21 protein-coding genes are annotated in these 22,993 nt (G+C 69.8%); 10 read left to right on the forward strand and 11 right to left on the reverse strand.

Features of this window, described 5'->3' with window-relative positions; translation table 11 throughout:
• Window positions 1–131: 131 nt before the first annotated feature.
• Window positions 132–3,143, forward strand: a complete 3,012-nt coding sequence (locus OG223_RS36790; RefSeq protein WP_329258184.1) for a glycoside hydrolase family 3 protein — start codon at window positions 132–134, stop codon at window positions 3,141–3,143.
• A 53-nt stretch (window positions 3,144–3,196) separates the two neighbouring features.
• Here the strand turns inward: OG223_RS36790 and OG223_RS36795 are convergent, their stop codons facing one another.
• Both OG223_RS36795 and OG223_RS36800 read right to left on the reverse strand, forming a co-directional pair.
• Window positions 3,197–4,300 (reverse strand): sensor histidine kinase, encoded by a 1,104-nt coding sequence (locus OG223_RS36795; RefSeq protein WP_329258187.1) that lies wholly within the window; start codon window positions 4,298–4,300, stop codon window positions 3,197–3,199.
• The gene (locus tag OG223_RS36800) at window positions 4,293–4,979 is read right to left on the reverse strand and encodes a response regulator transcription factor (protein WP_329258189.1); all 687 of its coding nucleotides are present in this window, start codon (window positions 4,977–4,979) and stop codon (window positions 4,293–4,295) included. The genes OG223_RS36795 and OG223_RS36800 overlap by 8 nt, the downstream gene beginning before the upstream one ends.
• Before the next feature lie 88 nt (window positions 4,980–5,067).
• Between OG223_RS36800 and OG223_RS36805 the strand changes: the two genes are divergently transcribed.
• Window positions 5,068–6,045: an endonuclease/exonuclease/phosphatase family protein gene (locus OG223_RS36805; protein WP_329258192.1), complete on the forward strand. Its 978-nt coding sequence runs from the start codon at window positions 5,068–5,070 to the stop codon at window positions 6,043–6,045.
• 39 nt (window positions 6,046–6,084) lie between these two features.
• Window positions 6,085–7,464 (forward strand): hypothetical protein, encoded by a 1,380-nt coding sequence (locus OG223_RS36810; RefSeq protein WP_329258195.1) that lies wholly within the window; start codon window positions 6,085–6,087, stop codon window positions 7,462–7,464.
• A 71-nt stretch (window positions 7,465–7,535) separates the two neighbouring features.
• Here OG223_RS36810 and OG223_RS36815 read toward each other — a convergent pair whose 3' ends face one another.
• Both OG223_RS36815 and OG223_RS36820 read right to left on the reverse strand, forming a co-directional pair.
• Window positions 7,536–8,321 (reverse strand): S1 family peptidase, encoded by a 786-nt coding sequence (locus OG223_RS36815; RefSeq protein ID WP_329265669.1) that lies wholly within the window; start codon window positions 8,319–8,321, stop codon window positions 7,536–7,538.
• 141 nt (window positions 8,322–8,462) lie between these two features.
• A complete protein-coding gene (locus OG223_RS36820) occupies window positions 8,463–8,882 on the reverse strand; it encodes a MarR family winged helix-turn-helix transcriptional regulator (RefSeq protein ID WP_329258199.1) in 420 nt (139 codons plus the stop codon).
• Window positions 8,883–8,944: 62 nt separating this feature from the next.
• Here OG223_RS36820 and OG223_RS36825 point away from each other — a divergent pair, with 62 nt between their 5' ends.
• The gene (locus OG223_RS36825; RefSeq protein ID WP_329258201.1) at window positions 8,945–10,012 is read left to right on the forward strand and encodes an FUSC family protein; all 1,068 of its coding nucleotides are present in this window, start codon (window positions 8,945–8,947) and stop codon (window positions 10,010–10,012) included.
• On the opposite strand, the gene OG223_RS36830 is transcribed toward OG223_RS36825, so the two are convergent.
• Together OG223_RS36830 and OG223_RS36835 are read right to left on the reverse strand one after the other, a co-directional pair.
• Window positions 9,976–10,647, reverse strand: coding sequence for a response regulator transcription factor (locus OG223_RS36830; protein WP_329258203.1), 672 nt, complete (start codon window positions 10,645–10,647; stop codon window positions 9,976–9,978). The genes OG223_RS36825 and OG223_RS36830 overlap by 37 nt on opposite strands.
• A complete protein-coding gene (locus OG223_RS36835; RefSeq protein WP_443073860.1) occupies window positions 10,644–11,777 on the reverse strand; it encodes a sensor histidine kinase in 1,134 nt (377 codons plus the stop codon). The genes OG223_RS36830 and OG223_RS36835 overlap by 4 nt, the downstream gene beginning before the upstream one ends.
• A gap of 107 nt (window positions 11,778–11,884) precedes the next feature.
• Here OG223_RS36835 and OG223_RS36840 point away from each other — a divergent pair, with 107 nt between their 5' ends.
• From OG223_RS36840 to OG223_RS36850, 3 genes are read left to right on the forward strand one after another with little or no spacing between them, the layout of a single operon-like run.
• On the forward strand, window positions 11,885–12,826 hold the full coding sequence (locus OG223_RS36840) for an ABC transporter ATP-binding protein (protein WP_329258210.1): 942 nt from the start codon (window positions 11,885–11,887) through the stop codon (window positions 12,824–12,826).
• Window positions 12,823–14,364 carry an ABC transporter permease gene (locus OG223_RS36845; RefSeq protein WP_329258213.1) on the forward strand — a complete coding sequence of 514 codons (1,542 nt, stop codon included), beginning with the start codon at window positions 12,823–12,825 and terminating at the stop codon, window positions 14,362–14,364. The genes OG223_RS36840 and OG223_RS36845 overlap by 4 nt, the downstream gene beginning before the upstream one ends.
• Window positions 14,361–15,083: an ABC transporter permease subunit gene (locus tag OG223_RS36850; RefSeq protein ID WP_329258216.1), complete on the forward strand. Its 723-nt coding sequence runs from the start codon at window positions 14,361–14,363 to the stop codon at window positions 15,081–15,083. The genes OG223_RS36845 and OG223_RS36850 overlap by 4 nt, the downstream gene beginning before the upstream one ends.
• Here the strand turns inward: OG223_RS36850 and OG223_RS36855 are convergent.
• Complete coding sequence (locus OG223_RS36855; RefSeq protein ID WP_329258219.1) at window positions 15,064–15,339, reverse strand: DUF397 domain-containing protein; 276 nt, start codon at window positions 15,337–15,339, stop codon at window positions 15,064–15,066. The genes OG223_RS36850 and OG223_RS36855 overlap by 20 nt on opposite strands.
• Window positions 15,339–16,157, reverse strand: coding sequence for a helix-turn-helix domain-containing protein (locus OG223_RS36860; protein WP_329258223.1), 819 nt, complete (start codon window positions 16,155–16,157; stop codon window positions 15,339–15,341). Before OG223_RS36860 ends, OG223_RS36855 begins: the two co-directional genes overlap by 1 nt.
• A 112-nt stretch (window positions 16,158–16,269) precedes the next feature.
• On the opposite strand from OG223_RS36860, the gene OG223_RS36865 reads away from it, so the two are divergent.
• Entirely contained in the window at window positions 16,270–16,689 is a 420-nt protein-coding gene (locus OG223_RS36865) for an ATP-binding protein (RefSeq protein ID WP_329258225.1), read from the forward strand.
• Here the strand turns inward: OG223_RS36865 and OG223_RS36870 are convergent.
• Together OG223_RS36870 and OG223_RS36875 are read right to left on the reverse strand one after the other, a co-directional pair.
• Window positions 16,680–18,845, reverse strand: coding sequence for a tetratricopeptide repeat protein (locus tag OG223_RS36870; RefSeq protein ID WP_329258228.1), 2,166 nt, complete (start codon window positions 18,843–18,845; stop codon window positions 16,680–16,682). The two genes, OG223_RS36865 and OG223_RS36870, sit on opposite strands and share 10 nt — an antisense overlap.
• A gap of 121 nt (window positions 18,846–18,966) precedes the next feature.
• Entirely contained in the window at window positions 18,967–20,178 is a 1,212-nt protein-coding gene (locus OG223_RS36875; protein WP_329258231.1) for an MFS transporter, read from the reverse strand.
• A 54-nt stretch (window positions 20,179–20,232) separates the two neighbouring features.
• On the opposite strand from OG223_RS36875, the gene OG223_RS36880 reads away from it, so the two are divergent.
• Together OG223_RS36880 and OG223_RS36885 are read left to right on the forward strand one after the other, a co-directional pair.
• On the forward strand, window positions 20,233–20,997 hold the full coding sequence (locus OG223_RS36880) for a helix-turn-helix transcriptional regulator (RefSeq protein ID WP_329258234.1): 765 nt from the start codon (window positions 20,233–20,235) through the stop codon (window positions 20,995–20,997).
• Complete coding sequence (locus OG223_RS36885) at window positions 20,990–22,060, forward strand: DNA glycosylase AlkZ-like family protein (RefSeq protein WP_329258237.1); 1,071 nt, start codon at window positions 20,990–20,992, stop codon at window positions 22,058–22,060. The genes OG223_RS36880 and OG223_RS36885 overlap by 8 nt, the downstream gene beginning before the upstream one ends.
• Here the strand turns inward: OG223_RS36885 and OG223_RS36890 are convergent.
• The gene (locus tag OG223_RS36890) at window positions 22,047–22,655 is read right to left on the reverse strand and encodes a YceI family protein (RefSeq protein WP_329258240.1); all 609 of its coding nucleotides are present in this window, start codon (window positions 22,653–22,655) and stop codon (window positions 22,047–22,049) included. The genes OG223_RS36885 and OG223_RS36890 overlap by 14 nt on opposite strands.
• Between the last annotated feature and the right edge of the window lie 338 nt (window positions 22,656–22,993).

Genomic DNA, 22,993 nt, shown 5'->3' on the forward strand with positions numbered 1-22,993 from the left:
TGCGTTAGCCCTTCCTGACGAGATGTCTTGACGGGTCTGCGGGCCGTTAGTTAACTCACGGCGTGATCTAAGTCATGAGTGAACTGTGCGAACCCAGAGTGAACCAGAGCTCCAGAGCCGAGGGAAGGTCCATGCCAAGAACCGCCCTGCTCGTTTCCACCGCCCTGTGCGCCGCGCTGCTGACACCGGCCGCCGTGACCCAGGCGTCCGCCGCCGCCGATCCGGCCCCCACCCCCGTCGACCGCTTCGAGGGCGAGGTGCCCTTCGCGAGCCAGCCCGCCGAGGGCATCTTCACCTGGGGCGGTGACACCGACGACCCGCCCCAACTGGCCCTGGCCGCGAGACCGGACGCCCCCGAGGGCGAACACGTACTCTCCGGCACCTACGACATCAGCGGCTACGGCGGCTTCACCCACGACTTCGCCGCGACCGAGCCCGCCCACGACTGGTCCGCCCATCAGGGCATCCGCTTCTGGTGGGACGGCCAGAACACGGGCAAGTCGAACAACTTCGAGATCAAGGACGGCGGCACGAACGGCGAGGCCTCCGAGCTGTGGACGACGTCCTTCACGGACGACTTCACCGGCTGGAAGCAGATCGAGATCCCGTTCACGAACTTCGTCTACCGCACGGACTACCAGCCCGTCGGCGGCATCGACCACGTCCTCGGCCTCACCCAGATGTGGGGCTACGCGGTCACCCTCCCGGTCGGCGTGCACGGCCAATTCGCCATGGACGACGTCGAGTTGTACGGCAAGGCCGACCAGTCACTGCGCGCCTCCGTGACCACCGACTCGGCCGTCTACCCGGTCAAGGAGGGCGGCACGGCCACGGTCAAGGTCACCGTCGCCACCACCGGCGCCGTCCCGCTCGACGACCCGGTGACCGTCGCCTACGCGTCCGACGGCGGCACCGCCACCTCGGGCAAGGACTACACCCCGGTCTCCGGCACCCTCACCTTCCCGGCGGGCACCGCCTCCGGCACCACCCGGACGGTCAAGGTCCGCACCCTCAAGGACAAGTCGGCCGAGAACGCCGAGACGATCCCGCTGAAGCTCACGGTCACCGGCGCCAAGGCCCCGACCGAGACCCCGCAGGTCGTCGTCGACGCGCACGGACTGCCGTACCTGGACAGCAAGTTGCCGATCAAGAAGCGCGTCGCCGACCTGGTGAAGCGCATGTCGCCGGCGGAGAAGGCCGGGCAGATGACCCAGGCCGAACGCGGCGGCGTCGGGACCGGCGCCGACGTCGCCACCTACGACCTCGGCTCGCTGCTCTCCGGCGGCGGCTCGACCCCGACGCCCAACACGGCGGCGGCCTGGGCGAAGATGATCGACTCGTTCCAACTCCGGGCGCAGGCAACGCGGTTCCAGATCCCGCTGATCTACGGCGTGGACGCGGTCCACGGTCACAACAACCTGGCCGGCGCCACGATCATGCCGCACAACATCGGCATCGGCGCCACCCGCGACCCCCAACTCGCCCAGAAGACAGGGTCGGTGACGGCCAGTGAGGTCCGCTCGACCGGTGTCCCGTGGGACTTCGCGCCCTGCCTCTGCGTCACCCGTGACGAACGCTGGGGCCGCTCCTACGAGTCCTTCGGTGAGGACCCGGCGCTCGTGCAGTCCATGGAGACGGTGATCCAGGGTCTCCAAGGTGCCGCGAACGGCAAGCAGTTGAAGGACGACGACAAGGTCCTCGCCACCGCCAAGCACTTCGTCGGCGACGGCGGCACCGCGTACGGCTCCTCGACCACCGGCACATACACAATCGACCAGGGCGTCACCACGGTCACCCGCCAGCAGCTGGAAGCCATCCACCTGGCCCCCTACCAGACGGCGGTCGACCGGGGCATCGGCACGGTCATGCCGTCCTACTCCTCGCTCGACATCGTCGGCGACGGCCTCGGCCCGGTGAAGATGCACGCCCGTGCCGACATGATCAACGGCGTCCTCAAGAACCGGATGGGCTTCGACGGCTTCGTCATCAGCGACTGGAACGCCATCGACCAACTCCCCGGCGACTACGCCGCGCACGTCGACACGGCGGTCAACGCGGGCGTCGACATGATGATGGTCCCGTACAGCTACAAGGACTTCAGCTCGACGCTCATCGCCGAGGTGAAGGCGGGCCATGTCACCGCGAAGCGGATCGACGACGCCGTATCGCGCATCCTCACCCAGAAGTTCAAGCTCGGCCTCTTCGAGAAGCCGTACGCCGACACGAGCAACGCGGCGCAGATCGGCTCGACTTCGCACCGGGCCGTGGCGCGGCAGGCGGCGGCCGAGTCGCAGGTGCTGCTGAAGAACGCGGGCGGCGTCCTGCCGTTGAAGAAGAACCAGAAGGTCTACGTCGCCGGTTCCAACGCCGACGACCTCGGCAACCAGACCGGCGGCTGGACCATCACCTGGCAGGGCGCGTCCGGCACCAACACCACCGGCACGACGATCCTCCAGGGGATGAAGAACGCCGGCGGGAACGTCACGTACTCCAAGGACGCCTCCGCCGCGACCAGCGGCTACGACGTCGGTGTGGTCGTCGTCGGCGAGACCCCGTACGCCGAGGGCATCGGCGATGTCGGCAACGGCAACGACCTCACCCTCACCCCGGCCGACCAGGCAGCCGTGGACAAGGTGTGCGCGGCGATGAAGTGCGCGGTGCTGATCGTGTCCGGGCGCCCGCAGTTGATCGGCGACCAACTCCCCAAGATCGACGCCCTGGTCGCCTCCTGGCTGCCGGGCACCGAGGGCGACGGCGTGGCCGACGTCCTCTACGGCAAGCGGTCCTTCACCGGCCAACTCCCGGTCACCTGGCCCAAGTCGGAGGCCCAGTTGCCGATCAACGTCGGCGACACGTCGTACGATCCGCAGTTCCCGTACGGCTGGGGCCTGACGACCGTGACGAAGGCGCCGACGGGCGGCGCGGCCACCTTGAAGGCGCTGGAGGCCGCCGCGGGCAAGGCCCGCTCGGCGGAGACGGGCAAGGCGCTCGTCACCAAGGCACGGCTGCTCGTCCAGCAGAAGGTGGGCCAGAACATCACGGCGGCGGTGTCCAAGCCGTTCGCCGACGCGGACCATCTGCTGCTGACCGGGAAGTACGCGGCGGCCGTGAAGAAGCTGGAGGAGGCGTACAGGGCGGCCTAGGACCGGCCGCCTGATGCCGCACCCCTCACGCCTCGACGGCGTGGGGGGTGCGGCTAATTCGGGTGCTGGGTGGGGAGTTCGACCGTGACGCCGAGCCCGCCGGCCGGGCGCGGGGTCAGGGTGAGGGTGCCGTCGTGGGCGCCGGTGATGGTCGTGACGATCGCCAGGCCGAGGCCGACCCCCGCGTGGCCGGTGTGGAGGCGTTCGGTGCCGCGCTGGAACGGTTCGGTGAGGGTCGCGACCTGCTGGGGGGTGAGCGGGTCGCCGGTGTTCTCGACCGTGAGGAGCACGCTCCGGGGGCGGACGGCGGTGTGCACCCGGACGGTGCCGTGTTCGGGCAGGTTGTGGACGATCGCGTTCTGCACGAGGTTCGTGGTCAGTTGGAGCAGGAGTGCCTGCGAGCCGCGGGTGGGGGTGAGGTCGCCGTCGGTCTCGATGGTGACGCCGTGCTTCTCGGCGAGGGGGAGGAGCGTTTCGGTGGCCTCTTCCGCCAGAAGGGACAGGTCGACGTGTTCTCGGGCGAAGGACCGTTGGCCGGCGCGGCTGAGCAGGAGCAGCGCCTCGGTGAGGTCGATGGCCCGGGTGTTCACGGCGTGAAGGCGGTCGACGAGTTCGCCCGTGTCGTGGTTCGGATCGGTGCGGGCCACGTCGAGCAGTGCCTTCGAGATCGCCAGCGGGGTGCGCAGCTCGTGAGAGGCGTTGGCCGCGAATCTCTCCTGTGCGGCAACGTGTGCTTCGAGCTGCGCGAGCATCATGTCGAAGGCGTCGGCGAGTTCGCGGAACTCGTCGCTGCGGCCCGGCAGTTGGATGCGGTGGGAGAGCGATCCGTTCGTGGCCGTGCGGGTGGCGTGTGTGATGCGGGTCAGGGGTGCGAGCATGCGGCCGGCGAGGATCCACCCTCCTACGAGGCCGAACACCAGCAGGAACGCCAGCACCGCGGCCGCTCTCGGCGCGAAAACGTCCAGGAGGGCCGACCGGATGGGGAAGACGCCGTGCGTCGGCCTGTCATCGGGGTTGATGAGCATCGCGCGGTCGGGGACATAGCGGAGGAGGAACACCCACACCGCCGCGAGCAGCAAGGCACCGGCCAGCATGAGGAACCCGGCGTAGCTGAGGGTGAGTTTGAGCCGGACGCTCAACCCGGGCGCCCTAGCCACGATCCACCCCCTCGTGCGGCTGTACGCCGATGCGGTAGCCGACGCCCGGCACGGTGGCGATGATCCACGGTTCGCCGAGCCGTTTGCGCAGCGCCGAGACGGTGATGCGCACGGCGTTGGTGAACGGGTCGGCGTTCTCGTCCCACGCCCGGGCGAGGAGATCCTCGGCGCTGACGACCCCGCCCTCGGCGCCGACGAGGACGTCGAGCACGGCGAACTGCTTTCTGGTCAGGGCGACATAGCGGCCGTCCCGGTAGACCTCCCGGCGGAACGGATCGACGCGCAGGCCCGCCAACTCCCGTACGGGCGGCCTGCTGTGGGCGCGTCTGCGCTCCAACGCCCTGAGCCGGAGCGTGAGTTCCTGGAGTTCGAAGGGCTTCGTCAGATAGTCGTCGGCGCCGAGTTCGAACCCGGTTGTCTTGTCGTCGAGACGGCCCGCGGCGGTGAGCATGAGGATCGGCATACCGCTCCCGGAGGCGACGATGCGCCGGGCGACCTCGTCGCCGGAGGGGCCGGGGATGTCGCGGTCGAGGACGGCGATGTCGTAGCTGTTGACGCTCAGCAGTTCCAGGGCGGTGTCCCCGTCGCCCGCGATGTCGGCCGCGATCGCCGCGAGGCGCAGGCCGTCGCGGATGGCCTCGGCCAGATAGGGCTCGTCCTCGACGATCAGCACACGCATGCGTTCGATGCTAGGAGTCGGCACCTATCGTCCGCGTATCGAAAACTCCGTACGTGGCGGCAACACCGGCCCGCCTTGACTGCCCGGTATGACATGGATCGCTCCTTGGAAACGCGGCCCGGTCCTCGCCGCCCTCGCCCTGCTGCTCGGTCTGGTCCTGCTGCTGCACGCCTGGATCCCGAACACCGGGGGCGTCGGCAGCCTGGTCGAGAACCTCCTGCCGTGGCTCGGGGTGTGCGTCCCGGTGCTGCTGGCCGGGGCGTGGTGGCGCCGCTCCGCCTCGGCGGCGCTCGCGCTGGTGCTGCCGGTCACGGTGTGGCTCAGCCTCTTCGGCGGGCTGCTCCAGGACAAGTCCCACCCCGGCGGCGACCTCACCGCGGTCAGCCACAACGTCAGCGCCGGCAACGACGACCCGTCCGGTACCGCCCGCCAACTGGCCGACTCCGGCGCGGACTTGCTGGCCCTGGAGGAGCTGACCCCACAGGCCACGGGCACGTACGAGAAGGTGCTGGCGAAGGCGTACCCGTACCGCACGGTCCAGGGCACGGTCGGGCTGTGGAGCAGGCTGCCGCTGTCGGACACCCGCCCGGTCGACGTCGTACGCGACGATGTCGGACCGCTGGCGAGGACCCGCCCGGTCGACCACGCGCAGGACGAGGTGCGGGCGCTGCGCACCACGGTCGCCACGGACCACGGGCCGCTCGCGGTCTACGTGGCGCACCTCGGGTCGGTCCGGGTGCTGCCCAGCAGCGGGTTCTGGACGGTCTCCCGCGACTTCGGCGCCCGTGCGCTCGCCAAGGCCGTCGCCGCCGAGCGGAACGAGCGGGTGGTGGTGCTCGGCGACCTGAACGGCACCACCGACGACCGCGCCTTCCGCGCCCTGACCTCACGGCTGAGCTCGGCCCAGGAAACGGCCGGGAACGGCTTCGGGCTCACGTGGCCGGCGTCGTTCCCGATCGCGCGCATCGACCAGATTCTGGTACGGGGGGTGCGGGCGCGGAGCGCGTGGGTACTGCCTGGGACGGGCAGCGATCACCTGCCGGTGGCGGCCCGGATCAGTTGGTGAGCACCGGCCAAAGGGACCGACCTCGGGTAGCGTCGAATCATGAAGGTCGTGAAGGGCACGCAGGTCGTGAAGGCCGGGATCCGAAGCCTCCCGGTGCTGCTGCTGGCCCTGCTGCTCGCCGCGCTGACCATGGTGTCCCCGGCCGCCGCGGACACCGGCGTCTCGGCGATCGGCCAGGCCCTGCGCAAGGGCCCGGTCTACGTCGACCCGGGGGCGAGCGGGCAGTTGTCCACGGCGGACGCGGACGCCCTGGCCAAGAAGATCAAGGACGCCGACAAACCGGTGTTCGTCGCGGTCCTCCCCGCCGACTACCCGACGGCGAACCTCTTCTCGAACCTCCGCACCGCGACCGGCGTCACCGGTCTCTACGCGATCCGCCTCGGCGACCGTTTCGACGCCCGCGCCGACTCCTCCGTCCTGTCGAACAGCGCCGTGAAGAACCTGGTCAGCAGCGTGCAGGGCGAGGACGCGAAGACCCAGCTCGACGACTTCACCGACCGCGCGCTCGCCAGCATGGGCGGCTCGGCGCCCGCGTCCTGGGGCGGTTCCTCGGACGGCGGCGGGGGAGTCTCCTCTACGGCGCTGATCGTCGCGGGCGGGGTCCTGGTGGCCGGTGGCGCGGGGGCGTACACCCTCGTACGACGTTCCCGGCGCCGCCGTGAGGAGGAGCAGCGCGCGGCGCTCGACAAGCTGCGGGTCGTCGTCGACGAGGACATCACGGCGTTCGGCGAGGAACTGGACCGCCTCGAATTCCACCCGGCCGAGCCGGGCGCCGACGACGCGATGCGCGCCGACTACGAACGCGCCCTCGACGCCTACGAGCAGGCGAAGTCGTACATGGCGGCGGCCACGAAACCGGAGGACGTCCGCGCCGTCACCCAGGCGCTGGAGGACGGCCGCTTCTCGCTCGCGCAGCTCGCCGCCCGCCGTGAGGGCCGCCCGCTGCCCGAGCGCCGCGCCCCCTGCTTCTTCGACCCGCGCCACGGCCCCTCGGTCGCCGACGCCACCTGGACCCCTTCCGGCGGCGCACCCCGCGAGGTCCCGGTCTGCGCGGCCGACCAGGCCCGCCTCGCCGACGGCCGGGACCCGATGATCCGCGAGGTCGACACCGACTACGGCCGCCGCCCGTACTGGGACGCGGGCCCGGCCTACGGCCCCTGGGCGGGCGGCTACTTCGGCGGCGGCCTCCTCCCCGGCCTCCTCGTCGGCACCCTGCTGGGCAGCATGATGGCCACCCCGTCCTACGCCTCCGACTACGGCACCGGTTACGGCGACTTCGGCAGCGGCGGCTACGACGGCGGCGACGTCTCCGGCGCGAACTTCGACCCCGACGACTTCGGCGGCGGCTTCGGTGGGGGCGGGGACTTCGGAGGGGGCGGAGACGGGGGAGGCGGCGGGGACTTCGGCGGCGGTTTCTGAAGGAGCTGTGGGGGCGAGAAACACGGGCCCGGCGCACATGTGGCGCCGGACCCGCGGAAGAAGGACGTAGGTCAGAGCGAAGCCGCCGCCGACGCGATCGCGGAGGCGAACGTGGACACCTCGCTGTACACGCCGGGCGCGTTCGCGCGGGCGCACCCTATGCCCCAACTGACGATGCCGACCTGGATCCAGGCGTTGGCACTGTCCCGGCGGAACATCGGACCACCGGAGTCACCCTGACAGGTGTCGACCCCGCCGGCCGTGTACCCGGCACAGATCTCGTCACTGGCGACGAGCCCGCTGTACCCGCTGTAGGACCGGCAGGTGGCGTCACTGACGAACGGCACGGTGGCCTTGCGCAGATACCGCTGCTGAGCCCCGCCCTCACTGGCCGAACCCCACCCGGCGATGGTGAAGGTCCCGGTGTTGTACTGCGTGGTCGTGGCGATCTTCAGCGTCGGCACGGTGGTGATGGGCGAGGCAAGCTTGATGAGCGCCCAGTCCTTGCCGTTGCCGTTGTACCCCGGCGCCCGGTACACGTACGTCGACTTGACCTGGACCCGCCCGGTGGTGGACTGCAGGTCCACCACACCCGCGGTGGCGGTGATGCTGGTGTTGGCACCGGTCCCGCTCACACAGTGCGCGGCGGTCAGCACGATCTGCGGGGTGTAGAGCGCACCGCCACAGCCCATCGAGAGCCGGACCATGAACGGGAACTCGCCCTGCGCGGCGGTGGTTCCGCCGACGACGGGCGTGGGGGCGGCCTGGGCGGCCGAGACGGGCTGAAGGCTGGCGATCGCGAGAGCGGCGGCGCCGACGGCCGCGCATCTCTTGAGGGCTGTGAGGAGCTTCTTCAACGTGATGCCTTCCGTGGGGGTGGCGATGACGCGCACATGTCAATCAGGAGCATCAAAGAAATGCCCAATTTCTGACATGGGCTGGTCAAATCTGTTGAAGGATTATGGGAACCCTGTGAACGTCCGCACAAGGGGTGCGTTTCAGCCAGCGGCCAGCCGCTCCATCAACGCCCCCGCCAGCTCCAGCACCCCTCGCTCGGTCGTGCTCAGTGACGCCAGCGCGCCCGCGAGCCACACATCCCGCTCTGCCATGTCCCGCTCCAGCGCCCGCTCTCCCTCCGCCGTCAGCGTCAGTACGGACTGACGCCGGTCCACGGTGCCCGGCTCGCGCACGATCAGCCCCGCCGTCTCCAATTCGGCGAAGACCCGGGTGAGCGACTGCGGCCGCTGCCGCTCGGCCGCCGCGACCTCGCCGGGCGTCGACGGCCCGCGACGGTGCAGATGCCCGAGCACGATCAACTGGTTCGGACTGAACGCGCCCTCGCCGCGCTCCTGTCGCAACCGTCGGTTCAACCGCATGACGCCACGACGGATCCGGGCGGCCTCTGAGAGATGATCCATGCCGGATATCGTACGCACTTACTTACTATTCAGCGTGCGCCACGCCCTCTATTGTGGGGAAAGTGACCGCCAAACTGATACGCAATGCGTACGAAGCGGCTCTGACGATGACCGCCGTGCTGCTCTGCTGGGGCGTCGCCCTCTGGCTGGAGGGTGCCGAAGGACTCCACACCGACGTGCTGGTCCTCGCGGTGGCCCTCACCCTCACCCTGGCCCGCTCCCAGCGCACCGCCGACACCCGCCGCCGACTCGCCGCGCTCGTCCTGCTGCCCGTCACGGCCGGCGCCTCGATCTTCGTGGGCCGGCTGCTCGCCTCCCACTACGTGCTCGGCGCCGCCGTCTACACGGCGGGCATGGCGCTGGCCATCTGGATCCGCCGCTTCGGCCCCACCGCCACGAAGGCCGGCACGCTGCTGGCCCTCCCGCTGGTGGCCCTCCTCGTCGTGCCCGGCCCCGCGCTGGCTCCCGAGGCACAGAGCGGGCTGGTCACTTGGGGCTGGTCGGCGTTGGTCGGGGCGGTGGCGTGCGGCGGGGTGTGGCTGGTGCAGGGGCTGGGGGACCGGTTCGGCCCCCGGTCCTGGCGTGCGCAGCCCGTCCCCGGTGAACCCCCGCGCCGCTCCCGTCTCCACCCCCGCCCGAGCACCCGGATGGCGCTCCAGATGGCGGCCGGGATCGCCGCCGCCTTCGTCGTGGGGCGGCTGTTCTTCGACGACCACTGGCCGTGGGTGGTCCTCACCGCCTACGTCGCCGCGGCCGGCAACCGGGGCCGAACGGACGTACTGCGCAAGGGAGTCGAGCGGCTGGCCGGAGCCACGGTGGGCACGCTGCTGGCGGCGGGCGTCGCGGCGGTCGGCGTCACCGGTGACACCTCCGTGGCGCTGATGTTCACCGTCCTCGCGGTGGCGTTGTGGCTGCGCCCCCTCAACTACGCCTACTGGGCCGCCGGGATGACCTGCGCCCTGTCCCTCCTCCTCGGCTACTTCGGCCAGGACGCCCTGCACCTGCTGCCCACCCGGCTCGAAGGGATCGCGGTCGGCGCGGTGCTGTCGGTGGCGGCGTCGTGGTGGCTGCTGCCGGTCCCGCGCGCCCGCCGTCAGCCCGTTCCCGGCACGACCAGCCCCGTCTCGTAGGCCATCACCACGGCCTGCGTACGGTCGCGCAGCCCCAGTTTGGACAGGATGCGGCTGACGTGGGTCTTCACGGTCTCCTCGCCGACGTGCAGGCGGCGGGCCAGCTCGGGGTTGGACAGGCCCTGGGCGAGCAGCCGCAGGACGTCGGTCTCGCGTGGGGTGAGGGCGTCAAGTGACGTGTGCGCGGGGCCGGTTCGGGGGCGCTGGCGGGCGAACTCGGCGATCAGTCGGCGCGTGATGCCGGGTGCGAGCAGCGCCTCGCCGGCCGCCACGACCCGCACCGCGTCGAAGAGCCGCTCCGCCGTCACGTCCTTGAGCAGGAACCCGCTGGCACCGGCGGCGAGCGCGTCGTAGACATGCTCGTCGAGGTCGAAGGTGGTCAGGATCAACACCCTTGGTACGTCCGGGGTGTTCTGGAGCCGTGCGGTGGCCTCGATGCCGTCCATGACCGGCATGCGTACGTCCATCAGGACCACGTCGGGTGACTCCGCCCGGCAGACGCGTACCGCCTCGGCGCCGTCGCCGGCCGTGCCGACGACCGTGAAGTCGGCCTGGGTGGCGAGGAGTCCGGCGTAGCCGACCCGGACGAGCTCGTGGTCGTCGGCGACGACGATACGGATGGGCGTGCCGCTCATGGCAGGGCCGCCTCCGATCTGACGGGAAGCCGTGCCTCGACCAGGAATCCGCCGCCGGGGGCCGGTCCGGTGCGCAGGGTGCCGCCGACCGTCGCGGCGCGCTCGCCCATGCCGAGCAGACCGTGGCCGGAGCGGGCGTCGGTGGGCCCGGGCCCGTTGTCGCGCACGCGCACCGCCAAGTCCTCGTCCCCGTACCGGAGTTCTACGTCCACGGCGGCACCCGGCGCATGCCGGCGCGCGTTGGTGAGGGCCTCCTGGACGATCCGGTAGGCGGTGACCTCGATCCCGGGGTCGAGCGCGGCGACGGGGCCGCTGACGATGAGCCGGGTGCGGGAGCCGGCCGCGTCGCGTGACTCGTCGACCAGGTCGATGAGTTGGCCGAGGCCGGGCTGGGGGCGGCGTTGGACCCCCGTGTCCGCGTCCTCCCGCAGGACGCCGAGCAGGCGGCGCATCTCGGTGAGGGCGGTGCGCGCGGTGTCGCCGATGGCCAGGAAACGGTCGGCGCCCTCCGGCGGCAGACCGCGCGTGGTCAGCCGGCCGGTCTCCGCCTGGACCGCGATCATCGAGATGTGGTGCGCGACGACATCGTGCAACTCCCGTGCGATACGCGCCCGTTCACCCCGGGCGGCGTGTTCGAGGAGGGTGTCCGCGAAGGCCTGCTCCGTGACGCTGTGGGCGAGTGCGGTGCTGCGCACATGGTGCGCGATACCGGTGGCCGCGGCGGCGGAGGCGAGGGTCGCGACGAGGACGGCGACGATCCTGGTCGGTTCCTCGTGACTGCCGAGGGCGATGACGACGTAGGGGAGGACGAGGAGTCCGCCGAGGCGGGTGGCTCCGGCGCGGCCCAGGACGTACACGCACACCAGTTGGGCCACGACCCCGCCGACGGTGAGGATGCCGAAGGGCACCAGGGACAGGACGCAGGCGGTGCTGACCGCGACGGCGGTACCGCTGCGCGCGGGGCCGGCGGAGCCCAGGACGAGGGCGAGGGGAAGGGTGGAAGCGAGGGTGAGCAGCAGGAGGACGGCGAAACCGCCGCCCAAGTCGGTGCTGCGGAACAGCATTTCGGCGACCGAGAGAACACCCAGGACACCAGAGGCGACGAGATTCCCCGGCCCGCTTCTCTCCACAGCCACCCCCTCATTGTGCCGACCCCCGTCCCGCCCGGCGTCCCCCGCGCGAGGGACCTCCCCGGCGTGACGACGCGCGGTGCTCACCGCCCCTAGCCTCCCTCACCATGAGCTACGCAACCATCGAAGTCCGCGGCTTACGGAAGCGGTTCGGCCGGACGCTCGCGGTCGACGGACTGTCCTTCACGGTGGCGCCCGGCACGGTGACCGGCTTCGTCGGTCCCAACGGCGCGGGCAAGTCCACCACCATGCGCTCCCTGCTCGGCCTGGACACCCCCGACGAGGGTCAGGCGCTGATCGGCGGCCGTCCCTACCACGCCCTGCGCACCCCGCTGTTGGAGGTCGGCGCCCTCCTGGACGCCGCCGCCCTGCACCCCAGCCGCCGGGGCCGCGACCACCTCCGCTGGCTGGCCCACTCCCACGGCCTGCCGATGCGCCGGGTGGACGAGGTCCTCGAACAGGTCGGCATGGAGCAGGCGTCCCGGCGGCGGGCGGGCGGCTACTCCCTCGGGATGCGCCAACGCCTGGGCATAGCCGCCGCGTTGCTCGGCGATCCGCCTGTGCTGTTGCTCGACGAACCGGTCAACGGCCTTGATCCCGAGGGCATTCAGTGGATCCGGGGGCTCCTGCGCCACCTGGCTTCGGAGGGCCGCGCGATCCTGGTCTCCAGCCACCTGATGAGCGAACTCGAGGACACCGCCGACCACTTGGTCGTCATCGGCCGGGGCCGGCTGATCGCCGACACGGCGGTGGCCGACCTCCTCGCGGCGGCCTCCGGGGACCGGGTACGGCTGCGCACGAGCAGTCGTACGGAAGCGATGGAACTCCTCGCCAGGGAGGGCGGCACGGTGGCGGTCGTCGATCGTGAGCTGCTCACCGTCACCGGCCTGCCCGCGGAACGGATCGTGGAACTGCTCGCCGCGTCCCGGGTGCCGTTCGCCGAAGTGGGCGCGCATCGGGCGTCGTTGGAGGAGGCGTACATGGAACTGACGCGGGACGCGGTCGAGTTCACGTCGACGCCCGCCGAGTCGGACGAGGTGACCCGGTGACCACTCCCACGAAGACGGTCCCGCCGTACCGCTCGGCGCTGCATCCGGCGCGGGCCGGGTTCGGGCGGCTGCTGCGGGCGGAGTGGACGAAGTTCTGGACGGTCAGGGCCTGGCTGCTGGTGCTGGCGGTGGCGGCCGTGGTGACGGTCGTGATCTCGCAGCTCGGCGCGGGTGGGTCCACCACCGGTGGCGGTCCCCCCGTCGTGCTCGGTCCGGGCGGGGAGGTGGTCAACGACGCCTTCCGCTTCACCCACCGCTCGCTGACCGGCGACGGCACGATCACGGTCCGGGTCACGGGTCTGAAGAACACCGAAGGCACGGCGGCCCCGGAGCTCTGGGCGAAGGCCGGGATCATCGTCAAGTCGAGCCTGAAGCAGGGCTCGCCGTACGCGGCGGTGGTGGCGACCCCGGGCCATGGCGTGCGGATGCAGTGGAACTTCACCCACGACAGGGCGGGCCCGAGCAGTGACCTGGCCGAGGCGCCGCAGTGGCTCAGGTTGAAAAGGCTGGGGGGAAAACTAACCGGCTATGCGTCGGTAGATGGTGAGAAGTGGACCCGGCTTGGGGAGGTGGAGGTCGGGGGGCTCGGGCGGACGGTTCAGGTGGGGCTGGTGCTGGGGACTCCCGCGCATGAGATCGTGCAGCGCTCCTTCGGCGGCACGAGCGAGCGGGCGGGCCAGGGCACGGTCACCGGCACCTTCGACCACCTCACCCTCCAGGGCACGTCGACGGACACCGCCTGGACGAGCACGGACGTCGGCGCCCCCGAAGCGGGCGCCCCGAACGCCCGGAACGCGCCGCCGACCACCACCCGGATCTCCGCGACCGGCACGTACACCCTCACCGGCCAGGGCGACATCGGCCCCGAGGAGAACAGCCCCGACACGGTCCAGATGAGCTTCCAGGGCGTCTTCGTCGGCCTTCTCTTCATGGCCACCCTGGGCACGCTCTTCGTGACGACCGAATACAAACGGGGCCTGATCCGTACGACGTTCACGGCGACCCCGTCCCGACTGAAGGTCCTGGCGGCGAAGACGACGGTCATCGGGGCCATCACCTTCACAACAGGCCTGCTGGCAACGGCAATTGGCTTCACCCTGGCCCAACGCACCCTGCGCACGAACGGCTTCAAGCCCCCCGAGTTCCCGGACCTGTCCCTCCTGGAGAACCCGTCCCTGAGGGCGGTCGTGGGCAGCGCGGTACTCCTGTCCCTGGTGGCGGTCCTGGCTCTGGCCGTAGGGGCGATCCTGCGCAACAGCGCGGGCACGATAGCGACCGTCGTGGTCCTGGTGATCCTCCCGCAGATCCTCTCCTTCGCCTTCCCGCTCCCGGCGGCGCAATGGCTCCTGAGGGTCACACCGGCGGCGGCCTTCGCGATCCAGCAGGGCAAGACGTACTACCCCCAGGTCCAGCACAACTGCCTCCCGGAGAGCGGCTGTTACCCCCTCTCCCCGTACAACGGCCTGGCGGTCCTGGTGGCCTACGCGGCGGTGGCCCTGCTGCTGGCGGCCTGGACGGTAAGGAGGCGGGACGCGTGAGGTGGCTGGGTTCCCTGCACGCCGAGTGGACCAAACTCCGTACGCTGCCCAGCACTTGGTGGCTCCTGGCGGCAACGGTCGTCCTGACGGCGGCGATCGGCGCGGCGGCGGCCTCGTCGGTCACGACCCGCATCTGCCCGGCCCCGTGTCACGCGCCGAACACGGTCAAACTGAGCCTCACCGGCATCCAGTTGAGCCAGGCGATCTGCCTGGTCCTGGGCACGCTGTCGATAGGCGCGGAGTACGCGACCGGCACCATCCGTACGACGCTCACGGCGATGCCGGGCAGATGGCGGGTACTGGCGTCGAAGGCGGCGACCCTGTCAGCCCTGACGGCGGCAGCGGGAGCCCTGGCGGTGCTGGCCTCCCTGGGCCTGGCCCGCCTGATCCTCCCGACCCCGCCGGACGGCGACGCGTCGCTCCGTGCGGCGGGCGGCTCGATCCTCGTCCTGGTCCTGGTGACACTCCTGGGCCTGTCCCTGGCGACCCTGCTCCGCGACACGGCAGGAGCGATCACCCTGGGTCTGGGCGTGCTCTACGTCGTTCCGCTCCTGTCCCAGCTCCTCAACTCCCCGACCTGGCGCCACCGTTTGCAGCACTGGGGCCCCATGCCGACGGGCCTGCCGACCGATCTCTGGCCGGGGCTGGGAGTGTTGGCGGCGTACGCGGTGGGGTTGCTGGCGGTCGGGGGAGCGGCGTTCAGACTGCGGGACGCGTGACCTGTCCGAGGAACTCGGCCCAAGTGCCGGGCGAGACGGTGAGGATGGGACCGGCAGCGACCTTGGAGTCCCGGACGTGGATAGCGGCGGGGTGGGCGGCAATCTCGATGCAGTCGCCGCCTTCGCTGCTGCTGTAGCTCGACTTCCGCCAGGCGTAGGCGACTTCGATGCAGTTGCCCCCCTCGCTGCTGCTGTAGCTGGACTTGAACCACGCCAGGTCGCCCGAGCGGTCGTACTGCCGTGCTGCGGTGTTCATTACTCTCCTAGCAGTCGCTCCAGGAGACGCATGCTCTCGGAGGGAGAGAGCGCCTGTGACCGCAGCATTCCATATTTCAGGTGATAGTTACTCACCTCTTCGGGGTCCTCGACGAGGAAGCTGGCGCGCTGAACTTCCAGGTAGGCGAGGCGGTCGTGGTCCGGAGTCTCCAGCAGTACCAGCGGACCGCCGAGGGAGGCGTGGGGCATCCGGTCCATCGGCATGATCTGCACAGCCATGTGGACCGGCTCGTTGGCCTCGATCAACTTGCGGATCTGTTCCCGCATGACCTCCGGGCCGCCGACGTTCCGCCGCAGGACGCTCTCCTCGATGATGAAGTGCCCGACCGGCGGCCGCTCGCGCGTCCAGATCTCCTGCCGTTGCATCCGGTTGGCCACCCACTGGTCGGCTGTCTCGTCCGCGACCGCCGGATACCGGGACTCGAAGACGCAGCGGGCGTACGCCTCGGTCTGGAGCAGACCGGGCACGACCTGCGTCTGGTACGACAGGATGGCGATGGCCTCCTGCTCATTGTCGACGAGCCCCTGTGCGAACGCGGGCATCCGCGCCTGCACCGGCAACTTGTCGACGACGGCGAACAACGCCCCACCCGTGTGCAGCAGTTCATCGAACTCCTTGGCCCGATGGTCCTGGAGCGCAAGCCTCCCCTGCTCGTAGGACCTGATGGTGTCGATGTGCAGGTTCGCGATCTCGGCGAACTGCTCCTGGGTGAGCCCGGCCTGCCTCCGGAAGTGGGCGACCAGCCCGCCGACCGCCTGCCAAGTACCGACCTTCTTGGGCCTCTTAGCCGATTGCATGCGTGTCCCTTTCCCCCGCGCACACCCGAAGTCGTCGTAGTGAGGTCGTAGAGAAACGAAATACGACCTCACTCACTGACCCACGATAGTGACTGCCTGTGACAGTGGGCCCATGAACGAACAACTCCAACAAGCCCACACCCGCGAGGCGTTCTACCGACGCGACCGCAGATCCGTCGCGCTGGCCCGCGAGTTCACCCGCAACACCCTCGCGGAGTGGGGCATCACCGACCGGACCGACGACGTACTGCTCTGCGTAAGCGAGTTGGCGACGAACGCGATCCTGCACGGCGTACCACCGGGCCGGGGCTACGCCCTGCGGCTGTGCGGCCACCGCGACGGAGTCCTCCGCGTCGAGGTCCGGGACAGCGGCACGGGCGACCTCCGCAAGGTCAACACCCCGTACCGGGACCTTGATGCGGACAGTGGGCGCGGCCTGCTGCTGGTGTCCGTGGTCGCGGACAAGTGGGGGGTGGGGGAGCGGGCGCCGGGGAAGGTGGTGTGGTGCGAGTTTGTGGTGGGTCAGGGGTGAGGACGCAGGTCGGCTTGGTGGATCACGTCGATGTTGTGGCGGACGTTGGTGGCGAGATGCGTGTCATCGAGCGCTTCGTAGAGGGTGAGCGCCCGGCGGGCGGCGAACAGGGCTTCTTCGAAACGGCAGAGATCCGACAGGGAGTTGCCCATGTTTGCCCAGGCCGACGCCTCTGTATGGCGGTCGCCCAAGAATGCGCACCAGTCCCGAGCTCGTGTGTGCGCCGCGAGACCATCATCGAATTGCCCCAGCGTGCGCAGGGTGATCCCCAGGTTGTTCCAGGCCTTTGCCCGGTTGTGCCAGTCGCCCAGTTCGGCAAAGAGTCCCAGAGCGCGCGTGAGGGCGGTGACGGATTCCTCGAGTTGACCAAGATCGTGGAGGACGACGCCGAGGCCGTTCTGGACCGTTGCCTCACCTTTCGTGTCATTGAGTTTCACGTGTGCGCCGCATGCTGCTTCGAGCGCGGTGCGGGCTTCGTCCAACCGCCCCATGTGTCCCAGCGTGACGCCAAGGTTGCCTCGCACAAGGGCTGCTTTGAATGGCTTGCCCACCTCCGTGTAGAGCCGCGCGCTGTGTGCATAGGCCTCGACCGACTCGTCGTTCCGCCGGAGTGCGCGCAGGACGAGCCCGAGGTTGTTCCACGTCTTGGCTTGGCCCTCGCGGTCACCGAGTCCCTCGTACAGCCGCCGAGCTCTATGGATGGCATCGATGGCTTCTTCGAATCGCCGCAGGCCGTTCAGAGCGAGGCCGAGCCCGTCGGACGCCATGGCCTCGGCGAGAAGGATGCGGAATCTACGACTGGCATCGCATGCGGACTCCGCGACCGTGGCCCAGTCCTGGAAGGCGTGACGATGGTCGAGGTAGCTGTCCAGGCTGAGAGTCAGCCCCACAGCGAGCCGGCTCTGCACCTCGTTATCGGTGTCGGTCCACCGCGCTGCGGCCAGCAGCCCCGTTCGCTCGGAATCGAGCCACGTAACTGCTTGGTGGAGTTGACCTTCGAAGTGGTCCGGTATGCCATCGGGCAGCCGTTGGATAAGAGCCTTCGCCGACAATGATCCCTGGCAGTAGTAGTTCAGCAGGCGCAGTCTCGCGTGGGCTGCCTCGTTCCTCGACTCGGAGTCCTCGGCGCTCACAGTTCGAGCGTAGAGCCGCACCAGGTCGTGCATCACCCAGCGCCCAGCACCCGATGCGGCGGTGAGGAGTGAGGCGGCCGTCAGCTCGTCGAGGAGAGGCTCCAAGTGTTCCGGAACCAGCGCGGTCAGGTTGGTTGCCGGTCCGATCCCGATACTGTCCCCCGGCGCTTGTCCCAACTGCCGGAAAGCTTGGGCGAGTTCTGGCTCCAACCGCGCGTACATCATGTCGAGCACGGGCCGCAGGCTCAGGTTCTTTCCATACTGATCAACCCCCTTGAACCTCAACGCCCGCACTCGATCGCTCGCGACCTCCAATTTGCTGACCAACGTTGCAATGGGCCGCTGCCGACCACGCCGTAGCAACGCCGAGACGATCAGCAGAGCAAGCGGCAAGTGGCCACACAGCTCGGCGAGTTGTCGTACAGCCTCCGGCTCATCCGCAACCCGACGATCACCGGGGTCGTACCGCCGCAACGACTGGTCGATCAACTCCCGCGACGCATCCGGCGCAAGCCCGTCGACCCTGAACTGCCGTACCGGAAGCGAGTCCTGCACCTCCCGTGACGTCACCAGAACCCGATGCCCGCCCCCTTCTCCCGGCAACAGGGGAGCGATCTGGGCCGGGTCGGACGCGTTGTCCAGAAGGATCAACACCGGCTCGCGGGCACTCAACTCAGCTCGATACCGCGCGTATTGCTCATCAGCGGTCGGCGGCAGATCCGCATCCCCCACCCCCAGCGCCCGCAATAACGCCAGCACCGCCTGATCCGCCGTCACCGGAACCTCGTCATACCCCCGCAGGTCGACGAAGAGCGCGCCCCCGGCAAACCACCCACACTCCCGCGCCGCATGCGCAACACACAATGCCAGCGCGGTCTTTCCGACACCGCCAAGACCCGCGACGGCGGAGATGACGACGGATTCGGAGCCACCCCCGCTCCCCGGATCGAGGGCGTTCAGCAGCTCGGCCACCTCGTCCTCACGGCCGGTGAAGGCCGCCGGCGCGGCAGGCAGCGCGGACATCGCGGTGGGGGAGGGGGCCGCCCGCGGGGACTCGGACTTCCCCGTCACGGCCCCGTGGAACGTACTGCCCCGAAAGTCGATGTAGTCCCCGTCACCCACTGGCCCCGCCCACCATCCGTCCTCACACCACGCTATCCACCGCCGAGTCCACAGTGTCCCGAATCGCCCGCTGCGGCGGAGTCGGTTCCGGCAACCCCCGGAACAGCAACCAGCTCAACGCCGGCAACACGATCAGCGGGGCCAGAGCCGTCCGCAAGGACGTCGCGTCGGCGATCGTGCCGATCAGTGGTGTGACCATGCCGCCGATGCTGACGGTCAGGCCGAGGGTGATGCCGCTGGCGGTGCCGACACGCGTGGGCAGGTAGTCCTGGCCGAGGGTGACGTGCAGGGAGAAGGGGACGTAGAGGGTGAGGGAGGCCAGCGCCACGAACACGTAGAACGCCGGGCCGGGGACGAACACCGTGCCCGCGATGGCCGGGATCGTCAGCACGTAGGACCAGCGGGCCACCGTCACCCGGTCCCAGCGGCCCGCGAGACCGCCGCCCACCACGGAGCCCAGGGCGCCCCCGGCGTAGAGGACGAACAGCGCCACGGTGCCGGTCGCCGTGCCGCCTCCCATGCGCTGCCGGGCGTAGAGGGAGATGAACGTGCTCAGGCCGATGAACTCTATGGACCGGAGGATCACGGAGAGGGACAGGCGCACGAACGACGCCCTGTCGTCGGTGCCCACCGCGACCGTGCCGCCGGCCGCCTCGCCCGCCGGCCCGCCCAGCGCGCACAGCACCGGCAGCACCGGCAGGCACAGCACGCTGCCGGCCAGGGCGGGGAGCACCAGCAGCGGGGACAGGCGCAGGCCGCCGCCCGCGACGACGCCGCTGACCAGGAGCGGCGCGGCGGCGAAGCCGAGGTTGCCGCCGACCGAGAACCAGCCCATCGCGCTGTGGCTGCCGCCGCTCACGAGCCGGGCGACACGGGCGGACTCGGGGTGGTAGGCGGCGACCCCTACACCGGACACGGCCACGAACACCAGGGTCAGGGTGTAGGAGCCGCTCAGGCCGCTCAGGGCGATACCGAGGCCGCCGAGAACCGTGCTCACCGGCAGGATCCACGGCATCGCCCAGCGGTCGGTGAGCAGGCCGAACACCGGTTGCGCGACCGAGGAGAGCAGGGACGCGGCGAGCACGATCCCCGACACCGCGGCATAGCTGTAGGCGCGCTCGGCGACGAAGAAGGGGATGAGCGCGGCGACCGCGCCCTGGTAGATGTCCACACAGGCATGGCCGATCGCCAGCAGGGTGATCGCCTTGTTCCGGGACGCGTTGATGCTTGGCATGACGCCATGCTCATCGCTGGGCGTCATGTCGAGCTTCCGATAAACTGCCAATCAATGTCAGAAATCCGCCATGAGCCGGTGGCGCCGACCCGCACCCAGTGGCTGGCCCCCGGCGCCGCCATCGACGCCCACCGTCACGACGACCACCAGATCGTCTACGCGGGGCGCGGCGTGGTGGCCGTGACGACCAGTGCGGGGTCGTGGATCGCACCGGGCACCCGCGCCATCTGGGTACCGGCCGGCACCGTGCACGCCCACCAGGCCCACGGCGAACTCGAACTACGGTTGCTAGGTCTGCCCGCGAGCGACAACCCGCTGGGGCTGGATCAGCCGACGGTCCTGGAAGTCGGTCCCCTGCTGCGGGAGTTGATCCTCGCCTACACGCAGACCGCCGACACGCACGCCCCGGACGACGGCAGCAGTCCCGAACGCGCCCGCCTCCGCGCCGTGTTGCTCGACCAGTTGCGGGCCTCCCCCCAGCAGCCCCTGCACCTGCCCGCCCCAACCGCCCCTCTCCTGCGGGCAGTCTGCGAGATCCTGAGCGCGAACCCGGCCGACGACCGCACCCTGGCCGCCCTCGGCAGGCAGGTCGGCGCCGGCGACCGTACGCTCTCCCGGCTCTTCAGGTCCGACCTCGGCATGACCTTCCCGCAGTGGCGCACCCAACTCCGCCTGTACCGCGCCCTGGTGCTGCTGGCCGAGGACACCCCGGTCACCGCCGTCGCGCGCCAATGCGGCTGGTCGTCCGCGAGCGCCTTCATCGACGTCTTCCGCCGCACCTTCGGACACACCCCGGGAGCACACCAGCGCCATGCATGAACTCACCCGCCCCGAAGCCCGCCGCATCGCCGTCCAGGCCCAACTCCTCGACGCGGAACGACCCACCGAACTGCACGCCGTCGTACGTCGGTTGACCTTGCTCCAGATCGACCCCACGGCCGCGATCGCGCCCAACGCCGACCTGGTCGCCTGGAGTCGCCTCGGCTCGTCGTACGTGCGGGAGGACCTCACCGCCGCGCTCGCGAACCGCACGCTCCTCGAACTCCGCGCGATGATCCGCCCGAGCGAGGACCTGACGCTCTACCGCGCCGACATGGCCGTATGGGAGAAGGAGACCAAGCACTACCGGGAGTGGGTCGCGGCCAACGACGCGTGCAGGCGCGACATCCTGAACCGGCTCGACGGCCAAGGGCCGCTCACCTCAAGGGAGTTGCCCGACACGTGCGCGGTGCCGTGGCAGTCGTCCGGCTGGACGCACAACCGCAACGTCAGCCAGCTCCTGGAGCTGATGGTGATGCGGGGGGAAGTGGCGATCGCGGGGCGGGCGGGACGCGAACGACTCTGGGACCTGGCGTCCCGCGTCTACCCGGACGAACCCGCCGTCCCCGCCGTCGAAGCCCGCCGTCTCCGGAACGAACGGCGGCTGCGCGCACTCGGCATCGCCCGCGCCACCGGCACCGCGCTCCCCGTCGAACCCGCCGTCGTCGGCGAGGCGGGCGAACCGGCCGTCGTCGAAGGGGTGAAGGGGGAGTGGCGGGTCGATCCGGCGTACCTCGACCGGCCGTTCAGCGGGCGGGCCGCACTGCTCTCGCCCTTCGACCGGCTGATCCACGACCGGAAGCGCACCACCGAACTCTTCGGCTACGACTACCAGTTGGAGATGTACAAGCCGGCCGACAAGCGCCGCTGGGGCTACTTCGCACTGCCGATTCTCTACGGCGATCAGCTCGTCGGGAAGCTCGACGCCACCGCCGACCACAAGGCCGGCGTGCTCCTGGTGAACGCCGTCCATCAGGACGTGGAGTTCAGCAGGAGCATCGCTGATGCCGTGGAGGCCGAGATCGATGATCTGGCCGTATGGCTCGACCTCAGGCGCTCTTGATCGCCGAGATGTCGAAGTTCAGCTTGATCTTCTCGGAGACGAGGACGCCACCGGTCTCCAGCGCCGCGTTCCAGGTGAGGCCGAACTCGGAGCGCAGGATCTCGGCCTTGCCCTCGAAGCCGACACGCTCGTTGCCGAACGGGTCCTTGGCCGCGCCGTTGAACTCCAGGTCGATGGTGATCGGCTTGGTGGTGCCGAGGATCTCCAGGTCACCGGTGATGCGGTAGTCGTCGCCACCGAGGGACTCGGCGGAGGTGGAGCGGAAGGTCATCGTGGGGAACTCGTCCGTCTTGAAGAAGTCCGCGCTCTTGAGGTGACCGTCACGGTCCGGGGAACCGGTGTCGATGCTCTCCATCTTCACGTCCAGGGACGCGGTGGACTTGGCCGGGTCGGAACCGTCCAGGTGCAGCGTGCCCGTGAAGTCGAGGAACTTGCCCTTGACGTTGGTGACCATCGCGTGGCGGGCGGTGAAGCCGAGCGTGGTGTGCGACGGGTCGATGGTGTAGTCGCCGGTCAGCGCGGCCAGGTCGGGGTTGACGGCGGCGGGTGCCGAGGTGGTGTCGGTCTCGTCGCTCTTGCGGCCGAAGATGCCCATGACGTGCTCCTAAAGGGGACGGGAGTGGTGCGGGGATGAATCTGTTGAACGTTCAACGATGCCAACACGAAGGACCGTAGACCTATTCCATTCAATTTTCAACATCATCCGCAGGGTGTTGCGCCAACTACTACGAGTACGCCCTTCCGACGGGGTCGGCAACGCGGGAATCACTCCGGAGATGGCATCCTCCCGATGTGAATGTGAGGTGGCTCTCAGCTAACGCCTTTGTGTGACTCCTACAACGGGCAAGCCCCTTGAGCAGTCGGAACGGCTGCATGGGGCCCAGGTTCTGTTCAGGGGTACCAGGAAAACGGGCCGGAGACTGTGCAGAGTCG

The sequence above is a fragment of the Streptomyces sp. NBC_01478 genome, assembly GCF_036227225.1.
Taxonomy (GTDB): Bacteria; Actinomycetota; Actinomycetes; order Streptomycetales; family Streptomycetaceae; genus Streptomyces.

Bases quoted from the DNA above. Each gene is read 5' to 3' on its own strand.
- OG223_RS36790 (WP_329258184.1), top strand. From the start codon at position 132: ATGCCAAGAACCGCCCTGCTCGTTTCCACCGCCCTGTGCGCCGCGCTG.
- OG223_RS36870 (WP_329258228.1), bottom strand. From the start codon at position 18,845: ATGTCCGCGCTGCCTGCCGCGCCGGCGGCCTTCACCGGCCGTGAGGAC.
- OG223_RS36875 (WP_329258231.1), bottom strand. From the start codon at position 20,178: ATGCCAAGCATCAACGCGTCCCGGAACAAGGCGATCACCCTGCTGGCG.
- OG223_RS36805 (WP_329258192.1), top strand. From the start codon at position 5,068: ATGACATGGATCGCTCCTTGGAAACGCGGCCCGGTCCTCGCCGCCCTC.
- OG223_RS36880 (WP_329258234.1), top strand. From the start codon at position 20,233: ATGTCAGAAATCCGCCATGAGCCGGTGGCGCCGACCCGCACCCAGTGG.
- OG223_RS36885 (WP_329258237.1), top strand. From the start codon at position 20,990: ATGCATGAACTCACCCGCCCCGAAGCCCGCCGCATCGCCGTCCAGGCC.
- OG223_RS36800 (WP_329258189.1), bottom strand. From the start codon at position 4,979: ATGCGTGTGCTGATCGTCGAGGACGAGCCCTATCTGGCCGAGGCCATC.
- OG223_RS36890 (WP_329258240.1), bottom strand. From the start codon at position 22,655: ATGGGCATCTTCGGCCGCAAGAGCGACGAGACCGACACCACCTCGGCA.
- OG223_RS36810 (WP_329258195.1), top strand. From the start codon at position 6,085: ATGAAGGTCGTGAAGGGCACGCAGGTCGTGAAGGCCGGGATCCGAAGC.
- OG223_RS36855 (WP_329258219.1), bottom strand. From the start codon at position 15,339: ATGAACACCGCAGCACGGCAGTACGACCGCTCGGGCGACCTGGCGTGG.
- OG223_RS36830 (WP_329258203.1), bottom strand. From the start codon at position 10,647: ATGAGCGGCACGCCCATCCGTATCGTCGTCGCCGACGACCACGAGCTC.
- OG223_RS36865 (WP_329258225.1), top strand. From the start codon at position 16,270: ATGAACGAACAACTCCAACAAGCCCACACCCGCGAGGCGTTCTACCGA.
- OG223_RS36840 (WP_329258210.1), top strand. From the start codon at position 11,885: ATGAGCTACGCAACCATCGAAGTCCGCGGCTTACGGAAGCGGTTCGGC.
- OG223_RS36860 (WP_329258223.1), bottom strand. From the start codon at position 16,157: ATGCAATCGGCTAAGAGGCCCAAGAAGGTCGGTACTTGGCAGGCGGTC.
- OG223_RS36820 (WP_329258199.1), bottom strand. From the start codon at position 8,882: ATGGATCATCTCTCAGAGGCCGCCCGGATCCGTCGTGGCGTCATGCGG.